The organism is Lactobacillus sp. ESL1191, assembly GCF_058504435.1.
The window spans coordinates 909,683-925,421 of record NZ_CP196365.1 but is presented as its reverse complement, the minus strand read 5'-3'; the positions used below and the strand labels follow the sequence as shown (position 1 = coordinate 925,421).

At 42.0% G+C, this 15,739-nt stretch carries 21 protein-coding genes; 16 read left to right on the top strand and 5 right to left on the bottom strand.

The genetic code is table 11. The annotated features are described in order from the left end of the window. Window positions 1-158 precede the first annotated feature (158 nt). From ACSYSN_RS04865 to ACSYSN_RS04855, 3 genes are all read left to right on the top strand, one after another. Complete coding sequence (locus ACSYSN_RS04865; protein ID WP_491711806.1) at window positions 159-401, top strand: hypothetical protein; 243 nt, start codon at window positions 159-161, stop codon at window positions 399-401. Between the two features lie 66 nt (window positions 402-467). Further along, window positions 468-1,031 (top strand): hypothetical protein, encoded by a 564-nt coding sequence (locus ACSYSN_RS04860; protein ID WP_491711805.1) that lies wholly within the window; start codon window positions 468-470, stop codon window positions 1,029-1,031. Window positions 1,032-1,150: 119 nt separating this feature from the next. Next, window positions 1,151-1,537, top strand: a complete 387-nt coding sequence (locus ACSYSN_RS04855; protein ID WP_491711804.1) for a GNAT family N-acetyltransferase — start codon at window positions 1,151-1,153, stop codon at window positions 1,535-1,537. Window positions 1,538-1,897: 360 nt separating this feature from the next. On the opposite strand, the gene ACSYSN_RS04850 is transcribed toward ACSYSN_RS04855, so the two are convergent. Beyond that, window positions 1,898-2,515, bottom strand: coding sequence for a response regulator (locus ACSYSN_RS04850; protein WP_491711803.1), 618 nt, complete (start codon window positions 2,513-2,515; stop codon window positions 1,898-1,900). Next, a complete protein-coding gene (locus ACSYSN_RS04845) occupies window positions 2,493-3,575 on the bottom strand; it encodes a sensor histidine kinase (protein WP_491711802.1) in 1,083 nt (360 codons plus the stop codon). Before ACSYSN_RS04845 ends, ACSYSN_RS04850 begins: the two co-directional genes overlap by 23 nt. 111 nt (window positions 3,576-3,686) lie before the next feature. Here ACSYSN_RS04845 and ACSYSN_RS04840 point away from each other — a divergent pair, with 111 nt between their 5' ends. Genes ACSYSN_RS04840 through ACSYSN_RS04830 form a run of 3 tightly spaced genes read left to right on the top strand, consistent with a single transcriptional unit; the run spans window position 3,687 to window position 6,902 of the window. After that, a complete protein-coding gene (locus ACSYSN_RS04840) occupies window positions 3,687-4,625 on the top strand; it encodes an ABC transporter ATP-binding protein (protein ID WP_491711801.1) in 939 nt (312 codons plus the stop codon). After that, a complete protein-coding gene (locus ACSYSN_RS04835; RefSeq protein ID WP_491711800.1) occupies window positions 4,622-5,743 on the top strand; it encodes an ABC transporter permease in 1,122 nt (373 codons plus the stop codon). Before ACSYSN_RS04840 ends, ACSYSN_RS04835 begins: the two co-directional genes overlap by 4 nt. Continuing rightward, entirely contained in the window at window positions 5,730-6,902 is a 1,173-nt protein-coding gene (locus ACSYSN_RS04830; protein ID WP_491711799.1) for an ABC transporter permease, read from the top strand. The genes ACSYSN_RS04835 and ACSYSN_RS04830 overlap by 14 nt, the downstream gene beginning before the upstream one ends. An 80-nt stretch (window positions 6,903-6,982) precedes the next feature. On the opposite strand, the gene ACSYSN_RS04825 is transcribed toward ACSYSN_RS04830, so the two are convergent. Beyond that, a complete protein-coding gene (locus tag ACSYSN_RS04825) occupies window positions 6,983-8,407 on the bottom strand; it encodes an APC family permease (RefSeq protein ID WP_491711798.1) in 1,425 nt (474 codons plus the stop codon). Window positions 8,408-8,689: 282 nt separating this feature from the next. On the opposite strand from ACSYSN_RS04825, the gene ylxM reads away from it, so the two are divergent. The 7 genes from ylxM (at window position 8,690) to ACSYSN_RS04790 (ending at window position 13,444) form a co-directional block, all read left to right on the top strand. Then, window positions 8,690-9,031 carry a YlxM family DNA-binding protein gene (gene ylxM, locus ACSYSN_RS04820; protein ID WP_491711797.1) on the top strand — a complete coding sequence of 114 codons (342 nt, stop codon included), beginning with the start codon at window positions 8,690-8,692 and terminating at the stop codon, window positions 9,029-9,031. A 3-nt stretch (window positions 9,032-9,034) separates the two neighbouring features. Then, window positions 9,035-10,462 carry a signal recognition particle protein gene (gene ffh / locus ACSYSN_RS04815; protein WP_317636910.1) on the top strand — a complete coding sequence of 476 codons (1,428 nt, stop codon included), beginning with the start codon at window positions 9,035-9,037 and terminating at the stop codon, window positions 10,460-10,462. Between the two features lie 94 nt (window positions 10,463-10,556). Beyond that, entirely contained in the window at window positions 10,557-10,829 is a 273-nt protein-coding gene (rpsP, locus tag ACSYSN_RS04810) for a 30S ribosomal protein S16 (RefSeq protein ID WP_317636909.1), read from the top strand. Between the two features lie 66 nt (window positions 10,830-10,895). After that, the gene (gene rimM, locus ACSYSN_RS04805; protein WP_491711796.1) at window positions 10,896-11,411 is read left to right on the top strand and encodes a ribosome maturation factor RimM; all 516 of its coding nucleotides are present in this window, start codon (window positions 10,896-10,898) and stop codon (window positions 11,409-11,411) included. Further along, a complete protein-coding gene (trmD, locus tag ACSYSN_RS04800; RefSeq protein ID WP_491711795.1) occupies window positions 11,401-12,123 on the top strand; it encodes a tRNA (guanosine(37)-N1)-methyltransferase TrmD in 723 nt (240 codons plus the stop codon). The genes rimM and trmD overlap by 11 nt, the downstream gene beginning before the upstream one ends. 115 nt (window positions 12,124-12,238) lie before the next feature. After that, on the top strand, window positions 12,239-12,586 hold the full coding sequence (gene rplS / locus ACSYSN_RS04795) for a 50S ribosomal protein L19 (RefSeq protein ID WP_317636906.1): 348 nt from the start codon (window positions 12,239-12,241) through the stop codon (window positions 12,584-12,586). A 93-nt stretch (window positions 12,587-12,679) separates the two neighbouring features. Continuing rightward, the gene (locus ACSYSN_RS04790) at window positions 12,680-13,444 is read left to right on the top strand and encodes a nucleoside phosphorylase (protein ID WP_491711794.1); all 765 of its coding nucleotides are present in this window, start codon (window positions 12,680-12,682) and stop codon (window positions 13,442-13,444) included. A gap of 177 nt (window positions 13,445-13,621) precedes the next feature. On the opposite strand, the gene ACSYSN_RS04785 is transcribed toward ACSYSN_RS04790, so the two are convergent. Further along, window positions 13,622-13,921, bottom strand: a complete 300-nt coding sequence (locus tag ACSYSN_RS04785) for a hypothetical protein (RefSeq protein WP_491711793.1) — start codon at window positions 13,919-13,921, stop codon at window positions 13,622-13,624. Window positions 13,922-13,984: 63 nt separating this feature from the next. Here ACSYSN_RS04785 and ACSYSN_RS04780 point away from each other — a divergent pair, with 63 nt between their 5' ends. Then, window positions 13,985-14,353, top strand: a complete 369-nt coding sequence (locus ACSYSN_RS04780; RefSeq protein WP_491711792.1) for a MerR family transcriptional regulator — start codon at window positions 13,985-13,987, stop codon at window positions 14,351-14,353. An 80-nt stretch (window positions 14,354-14,433) separates the two neighbouring features. Here ACSYSN_RS04780 and lexA read toward each other — a convergent pair whose 3' ends face one another. Then, complete coding sequence (gene lexA, locus ACSYSN_RS04775) at window positions 14,434-15,057, bottom strand: transcriptional repressor LexA (protein WP_491711791.1); 624 nt, start codon at window positions 15,055-15,057, stop codon at window positions 14,434-14,436. A 144-nt stretch (window positions 15,058-15,201) separates the two neighbouring features. Here lexA and ACSYSN_RS04770 point away from each other — a divergent pair, with 144 nt between their 5' ends. Further along, complete coding sequence (locus ACSYSN_RS04770; protein WP_491711790.1) at window positions 15,202-15,450, top strand: DUF896 domain-containing protein; 249 nt, start codon at window positions 15,202-15,204, stop codon at window positions 15,448-15,450. A gap of 64 nt (window positions 15,451-15,514) precedes the next feature. After that, window positions 15,515-15,730: a YneF family protein gene (locus tag ACSYSN_RS04765; RefSeq protein ID WP_317636901.1), complete on the top strand. Its 216-nt coding sequence runs from the start codon at window positions 15,515-15,517 to the stop codon at window positions 15,728-15,730. The last annotated feature ends 9 nt before the right edge of the window (window positions 15,731-15,739 follow it).

Here is a 15,739-nt window from a genome sequence, read left to right as displayed (position 1 = left end):
TGGAAGTTTTTTGGCGCTTATCGGGTACTAAATGATCTTTCAGATAAATACAATTTTGATGAATTGGTTTCTGACGAAATTAGAATTATTCCCGATGATTTAACATTTCACATTCAAATAGATTATGATTTTGACGAAATAACATATGAGTACGAGGAATGGAACAAATAGACAAAAGAGAATTGGAAAATCAGCTGTATTCGTTTATGAAAGAAATGAATATCTGGGAAGTGGAAACTGAACAAAATTATAAACGTGACCATCCGCTCTCCAAAAAAGTCGAGGTTGAGACGATCTGGACTCACCCAGTAGTTGAAGATAGCAAGATTAAATATCGATACATAATGATTAATTCCAACAATAAATGGTTGATTGACTCAAAAAAATGTATTCCAGCGTAAGCCAGAAATGGAAGGGGATCACTTTTTAGAATGATGCCCAATAATTAAAAAATTTGAGGATGAAAAATGTCACAAACAAATTTGATCGCTAGAATAAGCAGTTCTGAAAGTAGTAATGTTATCGGACGAATCGGAGGAAATATCCCCGAATTTTTCACGGATAAATTAGACGATATTAAAGGTTATAACTTTTACTTGACCGTTCAAAATCCAGATAATTCTAAAGAATATATTACCGTGCTTTCGCCAATTGATTATAAAAATATGATTGATGACAATATTTATCCGAATTGCTCAGTGAAAGTTTTTACACATCCGTTTTCTGTGGAAAGTGCAAATGATCTATACATTGCAAAATCGATCAACAAGACAAACATTGTTGGATATGATAAGGCGTCGGATAACGAATTTGATTTTATAACTAAAGCTGATTCTCCAGAGCTAATTCAAGATGAAACGTCTTATTACGAATATTTACAGAAAGATAATTATGATTTCTTCATAGAAATAGATGAAGATTATTACCCAAATGGTGTGGTTGGGGAATATATCTTTGGCTATGGTGCTTTATATCTGTATAAGAATGAATCAACGCAAAATATTATAGCTGGTTTTTGGCAATTTTCGTAACCTAATAAAAATATTTAATTTTGCAACTATGGTAATTAAAAATTTGATTAAAAAATCACTTTTCTAGCCAAAGATTTTGAAACATTCATCAAAGGATTGATAACAGGAGACGAAATAAAATGACAATAAGACCTCTTAAAACAGAAGAAATCTCAATACTAAAAGATTTCCTATACTATGCAATATTTCAGCGTGAAGGAACTGAACTTCTTCCCAAAAGCATCATTGAAGAACCAGATCTCGCGGTTTATATCAAAGACTTTGGTAATTACAAAGATGATTATTGCTTGGTCGATGAAGAAGGTGGATACATCCTAGGAGCTTGTTGGGTTAGAATCATCAACGGATTTGGCAGTGTCGATGGCGATACCCCTGAATTTGCCATCTCCGTCCGACCAGAAAATAGAAATAAAGGAATTGGAACTCTTTTGGATGCGGGCGATGTTAAAATATTTGCAAGCTCAAAATATTTACCAAAAAGCGAGTCTAGCGGTGCAAAAAGATAATTATGCTCTTAGAATGTATCAGAAAGTCGGTTTTACTATCATCGACGAAAACGAAGAAGAATTTATAATGATCCATGAACTAAAAAAAGCCTGAATCAATTCTAAAACGAGGCTCGAAAGATGTTTAACTTGTGGGACGCACGCCATTATTTAGCCTTTGCTGACGTTAAAAACATGGTAATAAAGATACTTCAAAGTTTCAACCCTTGTCCTTGTGGAGCGCTACTACTAGCATTAATTGTCATTGGCACAGGGCTGATTATGAAAGTATATTTGAAAACAATCTCTGGAATAATTATCCGGCAACACTCAATAGCAGATAGAAAAACATTGAAAAACTCAATCATTGATTGAGTTTTTTTAATGCTTAAAATGGCGGTAGTAAAATATCGCAAGTTGCGTGCGGTCGCGGAGGGCTAACTTGTCTAACAATTGGCTAATGTAGTTACGGATGGTGCCTTCACTTAACAATAATTGTTGAGCAATTTCTTTATTATTAAGTCCCTGGGCGATTAAGGTCAAAATATCTTTTTCACGTTGCGTTAGGTCTACTTCAGCTTCAAGTTGGGTGTAGCTACTTTGCAATTTCTCCATAATTTCGGGGCTAAAAACGGTTTGATCAGCAGCTGCTGTTCGAATTGCGGGAACAATCGCAGCTAGATTTTGCTTAATTAAGTAACCTTTGACCCCGAGCTGCATCGATTTTGCGAGGTATTCGTCATCGCTAAAAGTTGTCAACAATAGTATTTTGGCGGCGGGATCGGCCAGCAGAATTTGTTGGGCCGCGGCTAGGCCCGACGATTTACCCAGGCGAATATCAAGGAGAATGACGTCGGGGTGATATTGCTGATAGTAGTCCACGGCAGCACTTGCTTGGTGGGCGCAGGCCACCACTTCCAAATCAGCTTCAGCAGCAATGATCGTGGTTAGTGCTTGAGTAACCAGATGATCGTCATCAACTAAGACTATTTTTAACATTTTCTTCCTTTCTGGGTAGAATTAAAGTGATGCTAAAACCCTTGTTACCCTGATACAAATGAAGTTGGCCTCCAACTTCCTCGGCTCTTTGCTGCATACTTGCTAACCCCATCCCCCGTGAAAACGAGCCTTTGCTTGTTCCATTGTCAGCAATTTGCACTTGGTAAAAAGCTGGTAGGGTTTGAAATTTAAGCGTGACCAGACTGGCGTTAGAATGTTTAAGCACATTGGTAAAGGCTTCTTTGACAGTCATCACGATAATTTGGTTTTGCTTAAAAGAGGTTTCATCAAATGGGTTGCCTGCGATTTGAAGCGTGCAAAAAGTAAAGTCAGCGATAATTGGTTTGAGAGCCTGGCTCAAAGTTAAGGCTTGTGCTTGAATGCCGTGTACACTATTTCTGATACTATCCATGGCGCGATTAACGGTGGTGTTAAGCTCAGTTAACGGCTTGGTAAGTTTTGCATCCTGGTTCAGTAGTGTCACCGCTCCGAGTTGGATAATGCTACTAGACAAGAGATGACCAACATTGTCGTGGATATCACGAGCAATTCGGTTGCGCTCATTAGCTAGTTGGAGCCTTAATTTTGTTTGTTCGTTAGTCTCAAGGTCAAGTTTTTGTTGTTGGAGTGTAAGGAGCTGTTCAAAACTATCGTCTTGGAGCTGGCGCTTTTCTTGTTGGGCCCGGTCAAGTTCACGGTCTTCGTAAGCAAAATAACAGGCGAGCAGGCAAGCCAAGAGAACTAATAGTTTTAACCAGTTAAGCTGAATCAGCAGCGGAATAACTAGCAAAAGCAACTTGTGCGGCTTTGTCTGTAAAAGCGTTACGCGGACAATGACTGGGAAAAAATAGATAAAGCTGGGATCAAAAAGAGCTAGACCTGCCAGTAAAAGGGTCATGAGGAGGTCTCCGGCCGGTATCCAGAAACTGAGATTAAGGCTAATAATGCTAATTAACACGACACGAATCATTAGCGGGTCAAATCTCTGACTGCACATTAAGACGATTCCGCCAGCAGTTAAAAAGCTGATTTCTAAATAAAAATGGTTTGTTAATTTCATAATTGAATCCGTTTCATGACATTTGTCACCTATTTTTAGCCCAAAGTCACTGGGCAACTTAGGAACAAGTTTATATAGTAGAAGATATCAGATTAAGGTGAGGAGTTCAAAATGATTATTGATGTTCAGAATTTAGTCAAACGCTATCGCGAGTTGACGGCACTTAATCACGTCGATTTGCAAGTTCAAAAAGGTGACATTCTTGGCTTGTTAGGACCAAATGGTAGTGGCAAATCAACGATGATTAACTGTATTTTAGCACTACTTAGTTATGATCGGGGCGAAATTAAAGTTTTTGATCAAGCGATGAAGGCAGATAGCTACGCAATTAAAGAGCGCATTGGGATTGTTCCCCAGGACCTGGCGTTTTTTAAAGAGCTCACGGTACAGGAAAACATTAGTTACTATTGCGGTTTATATCTTAAAGATCGGGCGCAGGTAGCAAAGAATGTGGATCAGACGATTGAATTAGTTGGCTTGCAGGACTTTACTAAATTTTATCCCAAGCAGCTTAGTGGGGGCTTAGCCCGGCGCCTTAATATTGCTTGCGGAATTGCTCATCAGCCTGAATTGATTTTTCTAGATGAACCGACAGTTGCCGTAGATCCGCAAAGTCGCAATCGAATTTTGGAGAGCATTAAAGAATTGAACCGAAATGGGGCGACCGTCGTTTACACAACTCACTACATGGAAGAAGTTGAGTTTTTGTGTAACCAAATTGTGATTTTGGACCATGGTTCAGTCATTGCTAAGGGTTCTGCTGCTGAACTTAAGGCGATGGTCAAAGCTAACGAACAGATTGTCATAACGGTTCCTTTGCTTACTAAAGCAGAAGAAGCTACTTTGTTAAGCATGCCAGCGGTTCAAGAACTTAATTACGTTGATCTAACTTTAGCAATTACTAGTACCGACTTGCAACAAACGATGTTGCCGGTCCTTGAATATTTGCAACAAAATAAAATTGTCTATGCTGATCTTCATACTAAAGAAGTGACGCTAAACGATGTCTTCTTAACAATCACCGGTCGTGAACTGAGGGATGAAGCATGATGAGACACTTAATTTATTACCGGGTTAAAGTTCTGCTGGGTAACCGAAACTTGCTTTTTTGGACCCTAATTTTTCCTTTAATTATGGGTTTTTTCTTTAAACTGGTCTTTAGTAATTTAGACCAAATGCAGTTGTTAGACAAGAGCACGCCAGTTGCCGTGGTGGGAAATGACCGAGAATTGCGGCGCGGCTTAACTGAAGTGAAAAATAAAAACAAGCCAGTTTTTAAGGTGAGTCACTTGAGCCTGGCAGCTGCGCAAAAGAAGTTAGCAGCAGGAGAATTGGCCGGCTATTATGATACAAATACTCAGCCAATTAAATTAGTGATTGCCGAGAACGGTGCCGATCAAAGCATTTTAAAAGAAATTTTAAGCCGCTATGAGCAAAATGGCGCCTTGTTTACGGAATTGGCAAAATCGGGCAAGGTGAATTTAGCTAGTTTAAAAGTGACCGATAAACACTACACCGTTAATCAGGCCCAAGGTCGTAATTTTAGCATCATGAGTTTTTATTTCTTTACTTTAATTGCAATGACAATCGGTTATGGCCTACAATTTGGCCTGCGTAATGCCGAGGACGAACAGGCCGATCAATCAGAAAATGGTATTCGCCTTGCTTTAACGCCGGTTCCTAAAATGATGGTGGTCATCAGCAACTTAATTGCAGCGTTAATTGTCTTTTATGCGATCGTCTTGATTGTGCTAGCGGTTTTCCATTGGGGATATCAAATTGACTTTGGCAACCGGTGGGGGCTGATTCTCTTGGTTTGCTTAATGGGGAGCATTTTGCAAATTTGTTTAGGTAAGCTAACCGGTAATTTAATGAGTAAGCGCAGCTATTCACAAAAAATCGGATTTTCTACTCTAATCATTTCATTGTTGTCTTTACTTGCCGGGATGATGGGGACCCAAGAAATCAAATACTGGATCGACCTTAATTTGCCCCTTTTAGGCAAGCTAAATGTGATTAATCTAATCAGCGATAGTATCTATCAATTGTTCTTTTACCAGTCACTATCGACTTTTTATCAGAATTTAGCTTGGCTTTTAGGACTGACAGTCCTGTTTATTTTACTAGATTACCGATTTGAAAGGCGGGTGCAATATGACAGTTTATAAGACGATTTTAAAAATATTACTCAAAAATATCGCCGAACTTATCTTGGCTTTGGGAGTTACGATGGTGATGCTGTTGATTTTTACCTTTCAACAAAAGAGTTCTGCCAGTCAAGCGGCCAAAGTTGCGGTAATTACAACTAAATCAAGTAAGCTCACTAAGTCGTTAACCGAATATTTAGGCCACCAGCAAAAAGTTGTTAATATTAAAGACCAGAGTCAAAAAGGAATTGATGATGCGCTATTTTTTCAAACTGCGGATTACATTTTGTACTTGCCGGCAGATTTTGAAGCGCAAATAAAGTCAGGTCGCAAGCCTGCACTCAAAACGCAAGTTCGCCCTGGTACTTATAGCAAGGAGTTGGTCGACAGTAACGTTGATCAATATTTAAATACTTTGCGGCTGTACCAAACAAAATTGCCCAATTTAAAATGGGATCAACTTTTAACTAAGACGAGCCACACTCTAAGCAAGCAAGGAAAGGTTAAATTTGATGAATCTTATGAAAGGCGAGAAAAACAAAGCGGTGCAGCAACTATTTACAATCTAGTTGCTTATGGAATTTTCATTATTATCTTTGGGGCCTTTAGTACGGTGAATTTAGTCTTTAATCGCCAGGAAATTAAAGTACGCAACCAGTGTTCACCGCTTAAGCCGCGCGCATTATCGACGCAGATTAATCGAGGCTTGTCGACCTATCTGATGGCGACGAGTACGCTTTTCTTGTTTCTGATTTTCATTTCTGCGGGGCTAAATCCGAATAAAGTGACCTTGCTATTTATGCTTAATTCTTTGCTCTTTATCCTTTCAATTGTCACTCTTTCGAGCTTAATTACTAGTTTATTTAAAAACGTACAAGCTTTAAATGGATTTGAAAACATTTACGGTTTAGGCAGTTGTTTTTTAGGCGGAGTCTTTGTTTCTAGCAGTTTGCTGCCCAGTTTCGTTAATAAAATTGCTTGCTTCACGCCAGTTTATTGGTTTACGAAAAACAACAATTTAATTGGTAACACCGTAAATTTCAATGCCAAGTTTTACCAAGCATTTGGTCAGTCCATGCTAATTGTTGTTGGTTTTACAATCGCCTTTTGGACGCTGCAAGTCTTGAGCGAGCAAATTAACCTCGCTAACCACTGGAATTGGACTAAGGCAGCTGGTTAAATACTCAATTTGTGTCTAAGATAAATAAGTAAAAGAAAAGCTCTAGCTTCTTACTTTAAGTATAGAAGTTAGAGCTTTAACTATTGGTCATTAAGTGCAGAGTGCCGAATGCCATACAAGTAATAAATCAGCAATCCGATAATCGTCCAGATTCCCATGTATTTTTTAGCTTGACTGTCTAGACCCCAAAAGACGGCAAATGAACCTAAGAAGGCTAGGGCTGGCAGAAGGGGGTAGAATGGCATCTTGAAAGCTGGATCAGCGATGTCGCGCCCCTCCCGTGGTCTTAACCGGTAAATGCCCATTGATACAAACATGAAGGCAATCAGGGTACCAGCGGAAACCAACTGGGTTAAAAATGAAAAGGGGATAAAGGCCGAAATAACGATGGCGATGATTGCTACCGTCCACAAGGAATTTGCAGGTCGGTGGTCTTGGTTTAACTTGCCTAATGTGCGAGGTACCATGCCATCGCGGCCAAAGGAGTAGACTAGCCGTGAACTGGCCAAGCAGAGGCCAATGAGTGCAGTAAACATCCCTAAAATGGCGACAGCTTGTACGACTAACGCGATAGTTCCGTGCCCGGTCTGTCTTAATGCGTAGCCTACTGGCTCGGCCGAGTTGAGATATTGTTGGTATGGTACCATACCAACGAGTACTAGACTGACAGCAACAAAGAGGACAACAGCAATGAGTAGTGAGCCAATAATACCCCGAGGCATGGTCTTTTGGGGATTGACTGCCTCAGCCGAGTTAGAGGCAATAGTATCAAAACCTAAAAAAGAAATATAGATCATGGAAACACCGGCATAGATGCCTTGCCAACCACCAAAGGGACCATGACTGGTGATGCGGTATGAAGGGATGAAGGGGGTGAAATTGGCCCGTTTAACCGCAGTTAGACCAACCACGACAAAAAGCAGGATGGCCAATACCTTGACCACCACCAAAATATTTTCGACCCGGGAAGCTTTAGACACGCCAAAGCTCACTAGTACTGCAGCAATTACAATTGCAATTAAGGCAACGAGATCCAGGAGACCACCGTTGACTCCTAATGGGTTGGACAGCCAAGCTGGTAATCTTAATCCAAAAGGAGCAATTAGGGCCCGCAAATTTGCGGAAAGGCCGGAACTAATAAAGGCCATTCCAATTAGATATTCGGCCAACAGTGCCCAACCAGATATCCAGCCCCAAAATTCGCCGAAAATGACGTTGATCCAGGAGTAAACGGAGCCGGCAAAAGGCATTGCTGCGGCCATCTCGGCATATGCAAAGGCAACTAGACCAGCAACCAAGGAGGCGACCACACAGGAAATTGCTACGGCTGGTCCCGTGTGTAGAGCGGCCACTTCACCGGGCAGAGTAAAGATTGAAGTTGATACAATAGTTCCAACTCCAAGCGCTAGAAAGTCCCGTACTTTTAGTGTCCGAACGAGGTGTCCGTCCTTTTTTTGGTATCTGCCGGGATCCTCTTTCCGATTCATTGTTTTCCATAAACTCACGATGTTTCTCCTTAAATTGGCTAATTTATCTAGAGATAAGATCTCTTCACAGCACAGCCTGCTAGCACTTGTCCAACTTAAAAAAGGGTACTTAGGTCAAAATTCTTAGGTACCCTAAAATCAATTAGACGAATTGAATAACTTATTTCTATGGTTATTATAATCAATTTCTTGATAAAAACAAATATCATATACAAGTATCTTAATGTTAAATTTGTCAATAAGTGCTTTCCCAATCGTCAACTGACTGCATTTTTGCTATACTGGTTCAAGGTGAAAGTTATGAACGAACTCGAAAAAAATGAGGCCTTGGGTGACCTCTACGCATACTATAGCAAGCTCTTAACGCAGAGCCAGCAGGATTATTTTGAAGATTACTACTATAATGATCTTTCCTTAGGTGAAATAGCGGACAACCATGGTGTTTCTCGCCAAGCAATCTATGACAACCTGCGCCGTTGTCGGAAGTTATTGGCCAATTATGAAGCAAAGCTGCATCTAAAAAGGGAATTCGGTGTGGTTGAAGCAGAACTAACCGATATTGCCAATGAGCTAAGGCAGGACGAGCCAGACCAGGCAATGCACCAAATTGATGAATTATTAAGTAGAATGAGGGGAGAATAAGCCATGGCTTTTGAGAATTTAAGTGAAAGAATTCAAAAGGCACTGAAGAATTTAACCGGTAAGGGTAAGATCTCGGCAGAAGATATCAACACGGCTAGCCGAGAAATTAGGTTGGCATTGCTTGAAGCTGACGTTAACTTTAAAGTGGTCAAGGATTTTATTAAGAAGATCAAAGAAGAGGCGCTGGGCAAGGAAGTACAGGAAAGTCTGAATCCAGGTCAACAGGTCATCAAGATAGTTAATGATGAATTAACTAAGATGATGGGAACTAGCAGCACCACCTTGACCAAGTCTAAACATATTCCAACGATTATTATGATGGTTGGTTTACAAGGTACCGGTAAGACGACGACGGTTGGTAAGCTAGCCAACCAGTTGATTAAACAGGAAAAGGCTCGTCCGTTGCTCATTGCTGGGGATATTTACCGGCCGGCTGCCATTGAACAACTTCAGCAGATAGGGACGGAGCTGCAGGTACCCGTTTATAGTGAACAAGACCAAAAGAACGTTGCCCAAATTGTTGAAAACGGACTTAAGCAAGCTGACCAAAACAAGAATGACTATGTAATTATCGATACTGCTGGTCGGCTTGAAATTGATGAACCGTTAATGGCAGAGCTGGAACAAGTCAAGGCTGTAGCTAAACCTGACAACATTTTGTTGGTTGTCGACGCAATGACTGGTCAAGCAGCTACTGATGTAGCCCAAGGCTTTGATAGTCGGTTGGATATTACCGGGATTATTTTAACCAAACTCGATGGTGATACTCGGGGCGGGGCTGCGCTGTCAATTAGAGCTGTCACAGGGAAGCCAATCATCTATACTGGTCAGGGCGAAAAACTCAGCGACTTGGAACAATTCTATCCAGACCGGATGGCATCGCGAATTTTGGGTATGGGTGACATGCTGACGCTAATTGAGAAGGCTCAGCAGGACTACGATGCCAAGAAGGCTGAAGCGGTTGCAACGAAAATGAAGGAAAATACCTTCGATTTTAATGACTTCATCGACCAGCTGGAACAGGTTGAGAAGATGGGACCACTCGATCAGATTATGAAGATGATTCCTGGCATGGCTGACAACCCGCAGCTCAAAAACGCCAATTTTGATAAAAAGCAAATCACCTACGTTAAGGCCATTGTTTCCTCGATGACCGAGCAGGAACGTGAGGATCCAGAATTACTAAATCCGAGCCGGCGACGTAGAATTGCAGCCGGTTCAGGCCGGCCCATCGTGGAAGTTAACCGGATGATCAAGCAGTTTAAGCAGGCCCGGGACATGATGAGCAAGATCACTAAGGGCAACCTTAAGGGGATGGACCAGTTGCCAGGCATGGATTCGCCGATGGCCAAGATGGCAATGCGCCATATGGGTAAGAAGTTTAAGAAAAATAAAAAGAAACGGATGAAAGTCAAGCGTTTTCGTTCTTAAAGTAGAGCTAATTTCAGCTGTTAAGTAAAAACACTTTACACCTAAAATAAAAGATGCTATATTAATATTCGTAACTTTGAGGAGGAAACTAAATATGTCAGTAAAAATTCGGATGCGCCGGATGGGTGCTAAGAGAAAACCATTCTACAGAATCGTTGTTGCGGACTCAAGAATGCCTCGTGATGGTCGTTTTGTTGAAGAAGTTGGTTACTACAACCCAATTTCAGAGCCAAAAGAATTGAAGCTTGAAGAAGACAAGATTTTGGAATGGTTGAAGAAGGGTGCACAACCTTCGGATACTGTGCGGTCACTTCTTTCGGGTGCCGGCTTAATGAAGAAGCTGCATGAATCAAAATTCACCAAGTAGTGAACAGGTTAGTTAAAAGTTTGAAGCTGCATGCTTCAAACTTTTTTCTTTGGATTAGGAGATAAGATGCTATTTTATGATGTTGCACAAATATTGACAACACATGGTTTAAAGGGTGAATTAAAGGTTAAATTAGTAACTGATTTTCCGGCGGAACGTTTCACCCCCGGTCAGCAGCTGGCCTTAAAAGATGACCCGGAAAGGATTTTGACGGTTGCAAGCAGCCGACCGTTCCAACAATTTTGGCTCGTTAGTTTTGCCGAGGTTGCTGAACTTGCTGCGGCAGCGGAGCTGAAGGGAAAGATGCTAGTGGTCAGCGAAGCAGACCAGCACGAACTGCCGGAAGATGCGTACTACTACCATGATATTTTGGGCTGTACGGTTGTAGACCAGCAAAGTGGTGCTCCGCTTGGTAAGATTACCGGAATAGAGTCGCCAGGAGCCAATGATGTCTGGGAAGTTACCGAGAAAAATGGCCATACTTACCTAATTCCTTATATTGATGAGGTCGTTAAGCAAGTTGATGTTCCTGGGCAAAAGATCTACGTCGAATTACTGGAGGGCTTGCTCGATGAAGATTAATGTACTAACGCTTTTTCCTGATATGTTTACGCCCCTGACTACCTCAATGCTGGGCCGAGGGCTTGAAGATGGAAAGTGGGAACTTAATCTAGTCAACTTTCGCGACTTTACTACCGATTTTCATCACCATGTGGATGATACACCGTATGGTGGTGGAGCCGGAATGGTCTTGCAGATAATGCCAATTAAAAAAGCACTTGATTCACTAGAAGATCAGGGTAAGGTAATCATCACGGCACCGCAGGGTAAGACCTTTAACCAAGAGCGCGCCCAAAGCTGGTCTCTGGAAGAAAATCTAACTTTTATTTGTGGTCACTATGAAGGCTTTGACCAGCGTATTTACGATTTGGCTGATGAAGTCGTATCAATTGGTGACTATGTGTTAACTGGTGGTGAGTTGCCAACCATGAGTATGGTTGATGCCACGGTCCGCCTTGTACCCGGGATTTTGGGTAATGCGGCTTCTCCGGTCGATGAGAGCTTTGCTCGCGGCTTATTGGAATACCCCCAGTACACCAGACCAGAAGATTTTGCTGGCATGAAAGTGCCGCAAGTCTTACTTTCTGGTAATCACCAAAAAATCGCCCAGTGGCGGCACAAGGAAGCCTTGCGGGTAACTTACTTGCAGCGGCCCGACTTACTTGCAAGTTATGAGCTGACTAAAGAAGAGAAACTAATGCTGGCTGAAATCAAAGAAGAAGAGCAAGCTTGATTTGCCAGCAGTTATTTGCTAAGATAATTGAGGTGCGAATTTAACTGCACTAATAGTTATGGGTGTTCCGCTGGCGCCAAGGAGCGTTAATGAAGGCCGCAGAAGGAGAAACACAATGGATCCATTAATTCAAGAATTGACCAAAGAACAATTACGTGATGATATTCCCGCTTTCCGGGCCGGTGACACTGTCCGTGTTCACGTTCGGGTGGTTGAAGGAACGCACGAGCGTATTCAGATGTTTGAAGGTGTCGTAATTAAGCGCAAAGGTGCTGGCATTGCTGCAACTTACACTGTTCGTAAGCTTGCTTCTGGTGTTGGGGTTGAGCGTACTTTTCCGGTTAACGACCCACGTGTCGCTAAGCTAGAAGTCTTGCGGCATGGTCGTGTACGTCGCGCTAAGCTTTACTACTTGCGTGACCGTCATGGTAAGGCTGCACGTATTGCCGAAAAGCGTCGTTAATTCACTTAAAAGAGAATCATCCTTGAAAAAGGATGGTTCTCTTTTTTGCTCTATGGTAAAATCGTTAACAATATATTTGGGAGGAGCTAAGTTATGGCTGAGTTATTTTTGACGGACTTTGATCAGAATCCACGTGCAGTGTTAGAGCCCAACCACGAACAAGCTGAATTAGGTTATCAGTTTCAGCCGAAGTTGTTGTTTGCCTTTACCTCAAGCGAGTCGATTGCCACTTTTTTAAAAACACACGCTCATTGCTTGCGGGGCTATTTCGACTCTTTTGGGGGTAAGATTCCCATTTATGAGGTCGAATTGAACCAGAAAAAAATAACTTTCTGTCAGGCCAAGCTTGGCGCTCCTGCAGCTACAATGCTGCTTGATTGGTTAATTAGTTATGGAGTTCGGCAAGTTCTGGCCGTTGGCTCAGCTGGTGCATTGGTTGAACTACCGGAGAACTACTTTTTGCTTCCAACCAGGGCGATTCGGGATGAGGGCACGTCTTTTCATTACCTTGCTCCAGGTAACTTTGTTGACTTGCAGTCTCCCTTTTTAGCGCAAATAAAAAAATTGCTGAGTGAAATTAATTTTAAGGTTCGTGAAGTGACCACCTGGACGACCGACGGCTTTTTCCGGGAAACCACCAACAAGGTGCGGCAATTCAAGCAGTTAGGGGCAGCTTGTGTAGAGATGGAATGTGCTGCACTGGCAGCGTGTGCACAATTTCGCCAGGTTGATTTTGCGCAGCTTTTGTTCACAGCGGATTCCTTAAGTAAGCCGGAAGAGTATGAAGCAAGGGGCTGGGGTAAAGATGCCCACGGGCGGGCACTAACATTAGCTGGGCAAGTTCTAGCTAAACTTTAAGCGCTACTTTGTGAAATAAACTGTTGTGGAACTCGAGTGAAACCCTCAGATATTTCACAAAGTTGCAATAAAGTACAAATAAAACAGTGCAATAAAAGCAAAATGCTTTGAAAAAGCTTGTGAAGCTTATTTCTGCAATCCATGTGGAAAATTACCCTTTACAAGTGGGACAAGGAATTAGCCCTGCGGCCAGTTGAGCCAAACTAAGATAGCAGTTAAGAAAAGGCGTAGTAGCCAATGAAACCAGTTGACCTGACCATTAAGGGCAAAACCGTTGGCAAGTGCCACAAGCAGCAGGATTCCCAGAAAGGCAATCGTGATAACTTGCTGGTTAAACAGATTAGCTGCTATTAAGCATAGGCCGCTAAGCAAGTTTAACAGCGTGAGCCAGGCGGGTAGCTCATGGTAGGAACTAATTCCTGCTAGGGCCATCACGGCACCGTAGAGAATGGTTAAAATTTTGGTTAGATAAATCATGATAACTTCCTCCTAACCAAATTAAAGCATCGGGGGTCGACCCGACGTCAAGGAGATGAGAAAATGTTTTTAAATGACTTCATCAGGGAAACGGGGGCAACTAGAGACACAATCAGGCACTATGTTGACTTGAACCTGCTGACGCCGAGCCGGCGTGGCAAAAATTATTGGTTTACGGCGAAGGACCAGGATAACTTCAGCGAGATCAAAGAATTGCAGGAGCTGGGCTTTTCTTTGCAGACAATCCAAGCTATCAAAAACCGTCATGACCAGGCGTGTGGGACGGATTACCAATTGGTTGAAAATCTGCAGCTGGTCAATGCTGAGTTGCAAAAAACCACCCAAGAACTGCAGCAACTCAAGCAAAGACAGGCTAAGTTGCAGGAAGTTAAGTTTATTTTGCAAAAAAAGAACCATCCCTCCAGCCTTTAAGTTAATTGGTTAAAGTGCTAGGGACAGTTCTATTATTATTTATTAGTCCAAAAAGTTAAAAATCGTCCGCAAGGTAACCGTTAAATGATGCGGTTGCGGTAGAGGCCAATGACCTTGCCCAGGATCTTGACACTGGGTAAGATAATCGGACTCATGGTATCATTTTCGGGCTGCAGGCGGTAATGTCCGCGCTCCTTATAAAAGCGCTTGACCGTTGCCTCATTTTCGTCGGTCATAGCCACGACAATTTCGCCATTAATGGCTGAATTTTGCTTGCGCACAATCACATTGTCGCCATTCAAAATACCGGCATTAATCATACTCTCGCCCTGAACCGTGAGCATAAAGAGCTCGCCCGCTTCATTGGCAAAATCAGGTGGCAGAGGGAAGTAGTCGTCGATATCTTCAACTGCTAAGATTGGTTGCCCTGCAGTGACCACACCGACGATGGGGATTTCGGTCGGCTTAATGCCCAGAGCTTGTTTACCCTCTTCAGTAATTTCCAAAGCGCGGGGCTTGGTGGCATCTTTAACGATTAGGCCACTACGTTCGAGCCTTGAAAGGTGGCCATGAACCGTTGAAGTGGAAGAGAGGTTAACCCCTTCACAAATTTCCCGAACGGTTGGCGGAAAGCCCCGTTTTTGGACGGTATCATAGATATAACGTAAAATTTCCAGTTGCTTATTAGTTTGTCTGATAGTCATGATTGTGCTCCCTTAGTTGACAATTTTTTGGTTAAGTTAAGTTTAGCAGAGTTTTTTGATTAGTGCAAACAAGTGTTCTAAGTATTTTGAACTTTTTTTCTTGGTCAAAATAAGGTAGACTGCTTTAGGTAAGAGGTGGAAAAAATGACTGAAGATAATGAAAAAAAGCTGATTAACCGGATCAACGAGCTATATCATAAGAAGAAGTCGACGGGTTTGACCGCTGCAGAAGAAAAAGAGCGGGCTAAGCTGCATCAGGAATTTATCAAGAATTTTCGGGCCGGCTTTAAGCAAGATGTTGAAAATCTGGTAATTGTTGACAAAAATGGTAAGGAAGTCACGTCGGAAAAAGCTAAGCAGGCGCAACGTCAAAAAGGTTTAAGAAAAGATTAACTTTGCTCTTTGATTTTACCTGGATTTTCGGTAAGATATATCTATTGGATATGAGGTGATATTTATGAATTTAGGATTAGCGATCTTTTTAATCGTGCTGGCGTTAGTATTGGGCCTAGTAGGTGGCTTCTTTGGTGCTAGAACGTATATGAAGAAGTACTTTAAGGATAATCCGCCAATCAGCGAAGAGATGATTGTTGCCATGATGTCACAGATGGGACAGAAACCTTCAGCCAAGAAGGTAAACCAAGTGATGAGCATGATGAAGCATCAAAAATAAGCATCTTGC

What these genes read in the sequence shown, in the direction of transcription:
- ACSYSN_RS04865 (WP_491711806.1), top strand. Translation starts at nt 159, where the DNA reads ATGGAACAAATAGACAAAAGAGAATTGGAAAATCAGCTGTATTCGTTT.
- ACSYSN_RS04860 (WP_491711805.1), top strand. Translation starts at nt 468, where the DNA reads ATGTCACAAACAAATTTGATCGCTAGAATAAGCAGTTCTGAAAGTAGT.
- ACSYSN_RS04855 (WP_491711804.1), top strand. Translation starts at nt 1,151, where the DNA reads ATGACAATAAGACCTCTTAAAACAGAAGAAATCTCAATACTAAAAGAT.
- ACSYSN_RS04850 (WP_491711803.1), bottom strand. Translation starts at nt 2,515, where the DNA reads ATGTTAAAAATAGTCTTAGTTGATGACGATCATCTGGTTACTCAAGCA.
- ACSYSN_RS04845 (WP_491711802.1), bottom strand. Translation starts at nt 3,575, where the DNA reads ATGAAATTAACAAACCATTTTTATTTAGAAATCAGCTTTTTAACTGCT.
- ACSYSN_RS04840 (WP_491711801.1), top strand. Translation starts at nt 3,687, where the DNA reads ATGATTATTGATGTTCAGAATTTAGTCAAACGCTATCGCGAGTTGACG.
- ACSYSN_RS04835 (WP_491711800.1), top strand. Translation starts at nt 4,622, where the DNA reads ATGATGAGACACTTAATTTATTACCGGGTTAAAGTTCTGCTGGGTAAC.
- ACSYSN_RS04830 (WP_491711799.1), top strand. Translation starts at nt 5,730, where the DNA reads ATGACAGTTTATAAGACGATTTTAAAAATATTACTCAAAAATATCGCC.
- ylxM (WP_491711797.1), top strand. Translation starts at nt 8,690, where the DNA reads ATGAACGAACTCGAAAAAAATGAGGCCTTGGGTGACCTCTACGCATAC.
- ffh (WP_317636910.1), top strand. Translation starts at nt 9,035, where the DNA reads ATGGCTTTTGAGAATTTAAGTGAAAGAATTCAAAAGGCACTGAAGAAT.
- rpsP (WP_317636909.1), top strand. Translation starts at nt 10,557, where the DNA reads ATGTCAGTAAAAATTCGGATGCGCCGGATGGGTGCTAAGAGAAAACCA.
- rimM (WP_491711796.1), top strand. Translation starts at nt 10,896, where the DNA reads ATGCTATTTTATGATGTTGCACAAATATTGACAACACATGGTTTAAAG.
- trmD (WP_491711795.1), top strand. Translation starts at nt 11,401, where the DNA reads ATGAAGATTAATGTACTAACGCTTTTTCCTGATATGTTTACGCCCCTG.
- rplS (WP_317636906.1), top strand. Translation starts at nt 12,239, where the DNA reads ATGGATCCATTAATTCAAGAATTGACCAAAGAACAATTACGTGATGAT.
- ACSYSN_RS04790 (WP_491711794.1), top strand. Translation starts at nt 12,680, where the DNA reads ATGGCTGAGTTATTTTTGACGGACTTTGATCAGAATCCACGTGCAGTG.
- ACSYSN_RS04785 (WP_491711793.1), bottom strand. Translation starts at nt 13,921, where the DNA reads ATGATTTATCTAACCAAAATTTTAACCATTCTCTACGGTGCCGTGATG.
- ACSYSN_RS04780 (WP_491711792.1), top strand. Translation starts at nt 13,985, where the DNA reads ATGTTTTTAAATGACTTCATCAGGGAAACGGGGGCAACTAGAGACACA.
- lexA (WP_491711791.1), bottom strand. Translation starts at nt 15,057, where the DNA reads ATGACTATCAGACAAACTAATAAGCAACTGGAAATTTTACGTTATATC.
- ACSYSN_RS04770 (WP_491711790.1), top strand. Translation starts at nt 15,202, where the DNA reads ATGACTGAAGATAATGAAAAAAAGCTGATTAACCGGATCAACGAGCTA.
- ACSYSN_RS04765 (WP_317636901.1), top strand. Translation starts at nt 15,515, where the DNA reads ATGAATTTAGGATTAGCGATCTTTTTAATCGTGCTGGCGTTAGTATTG.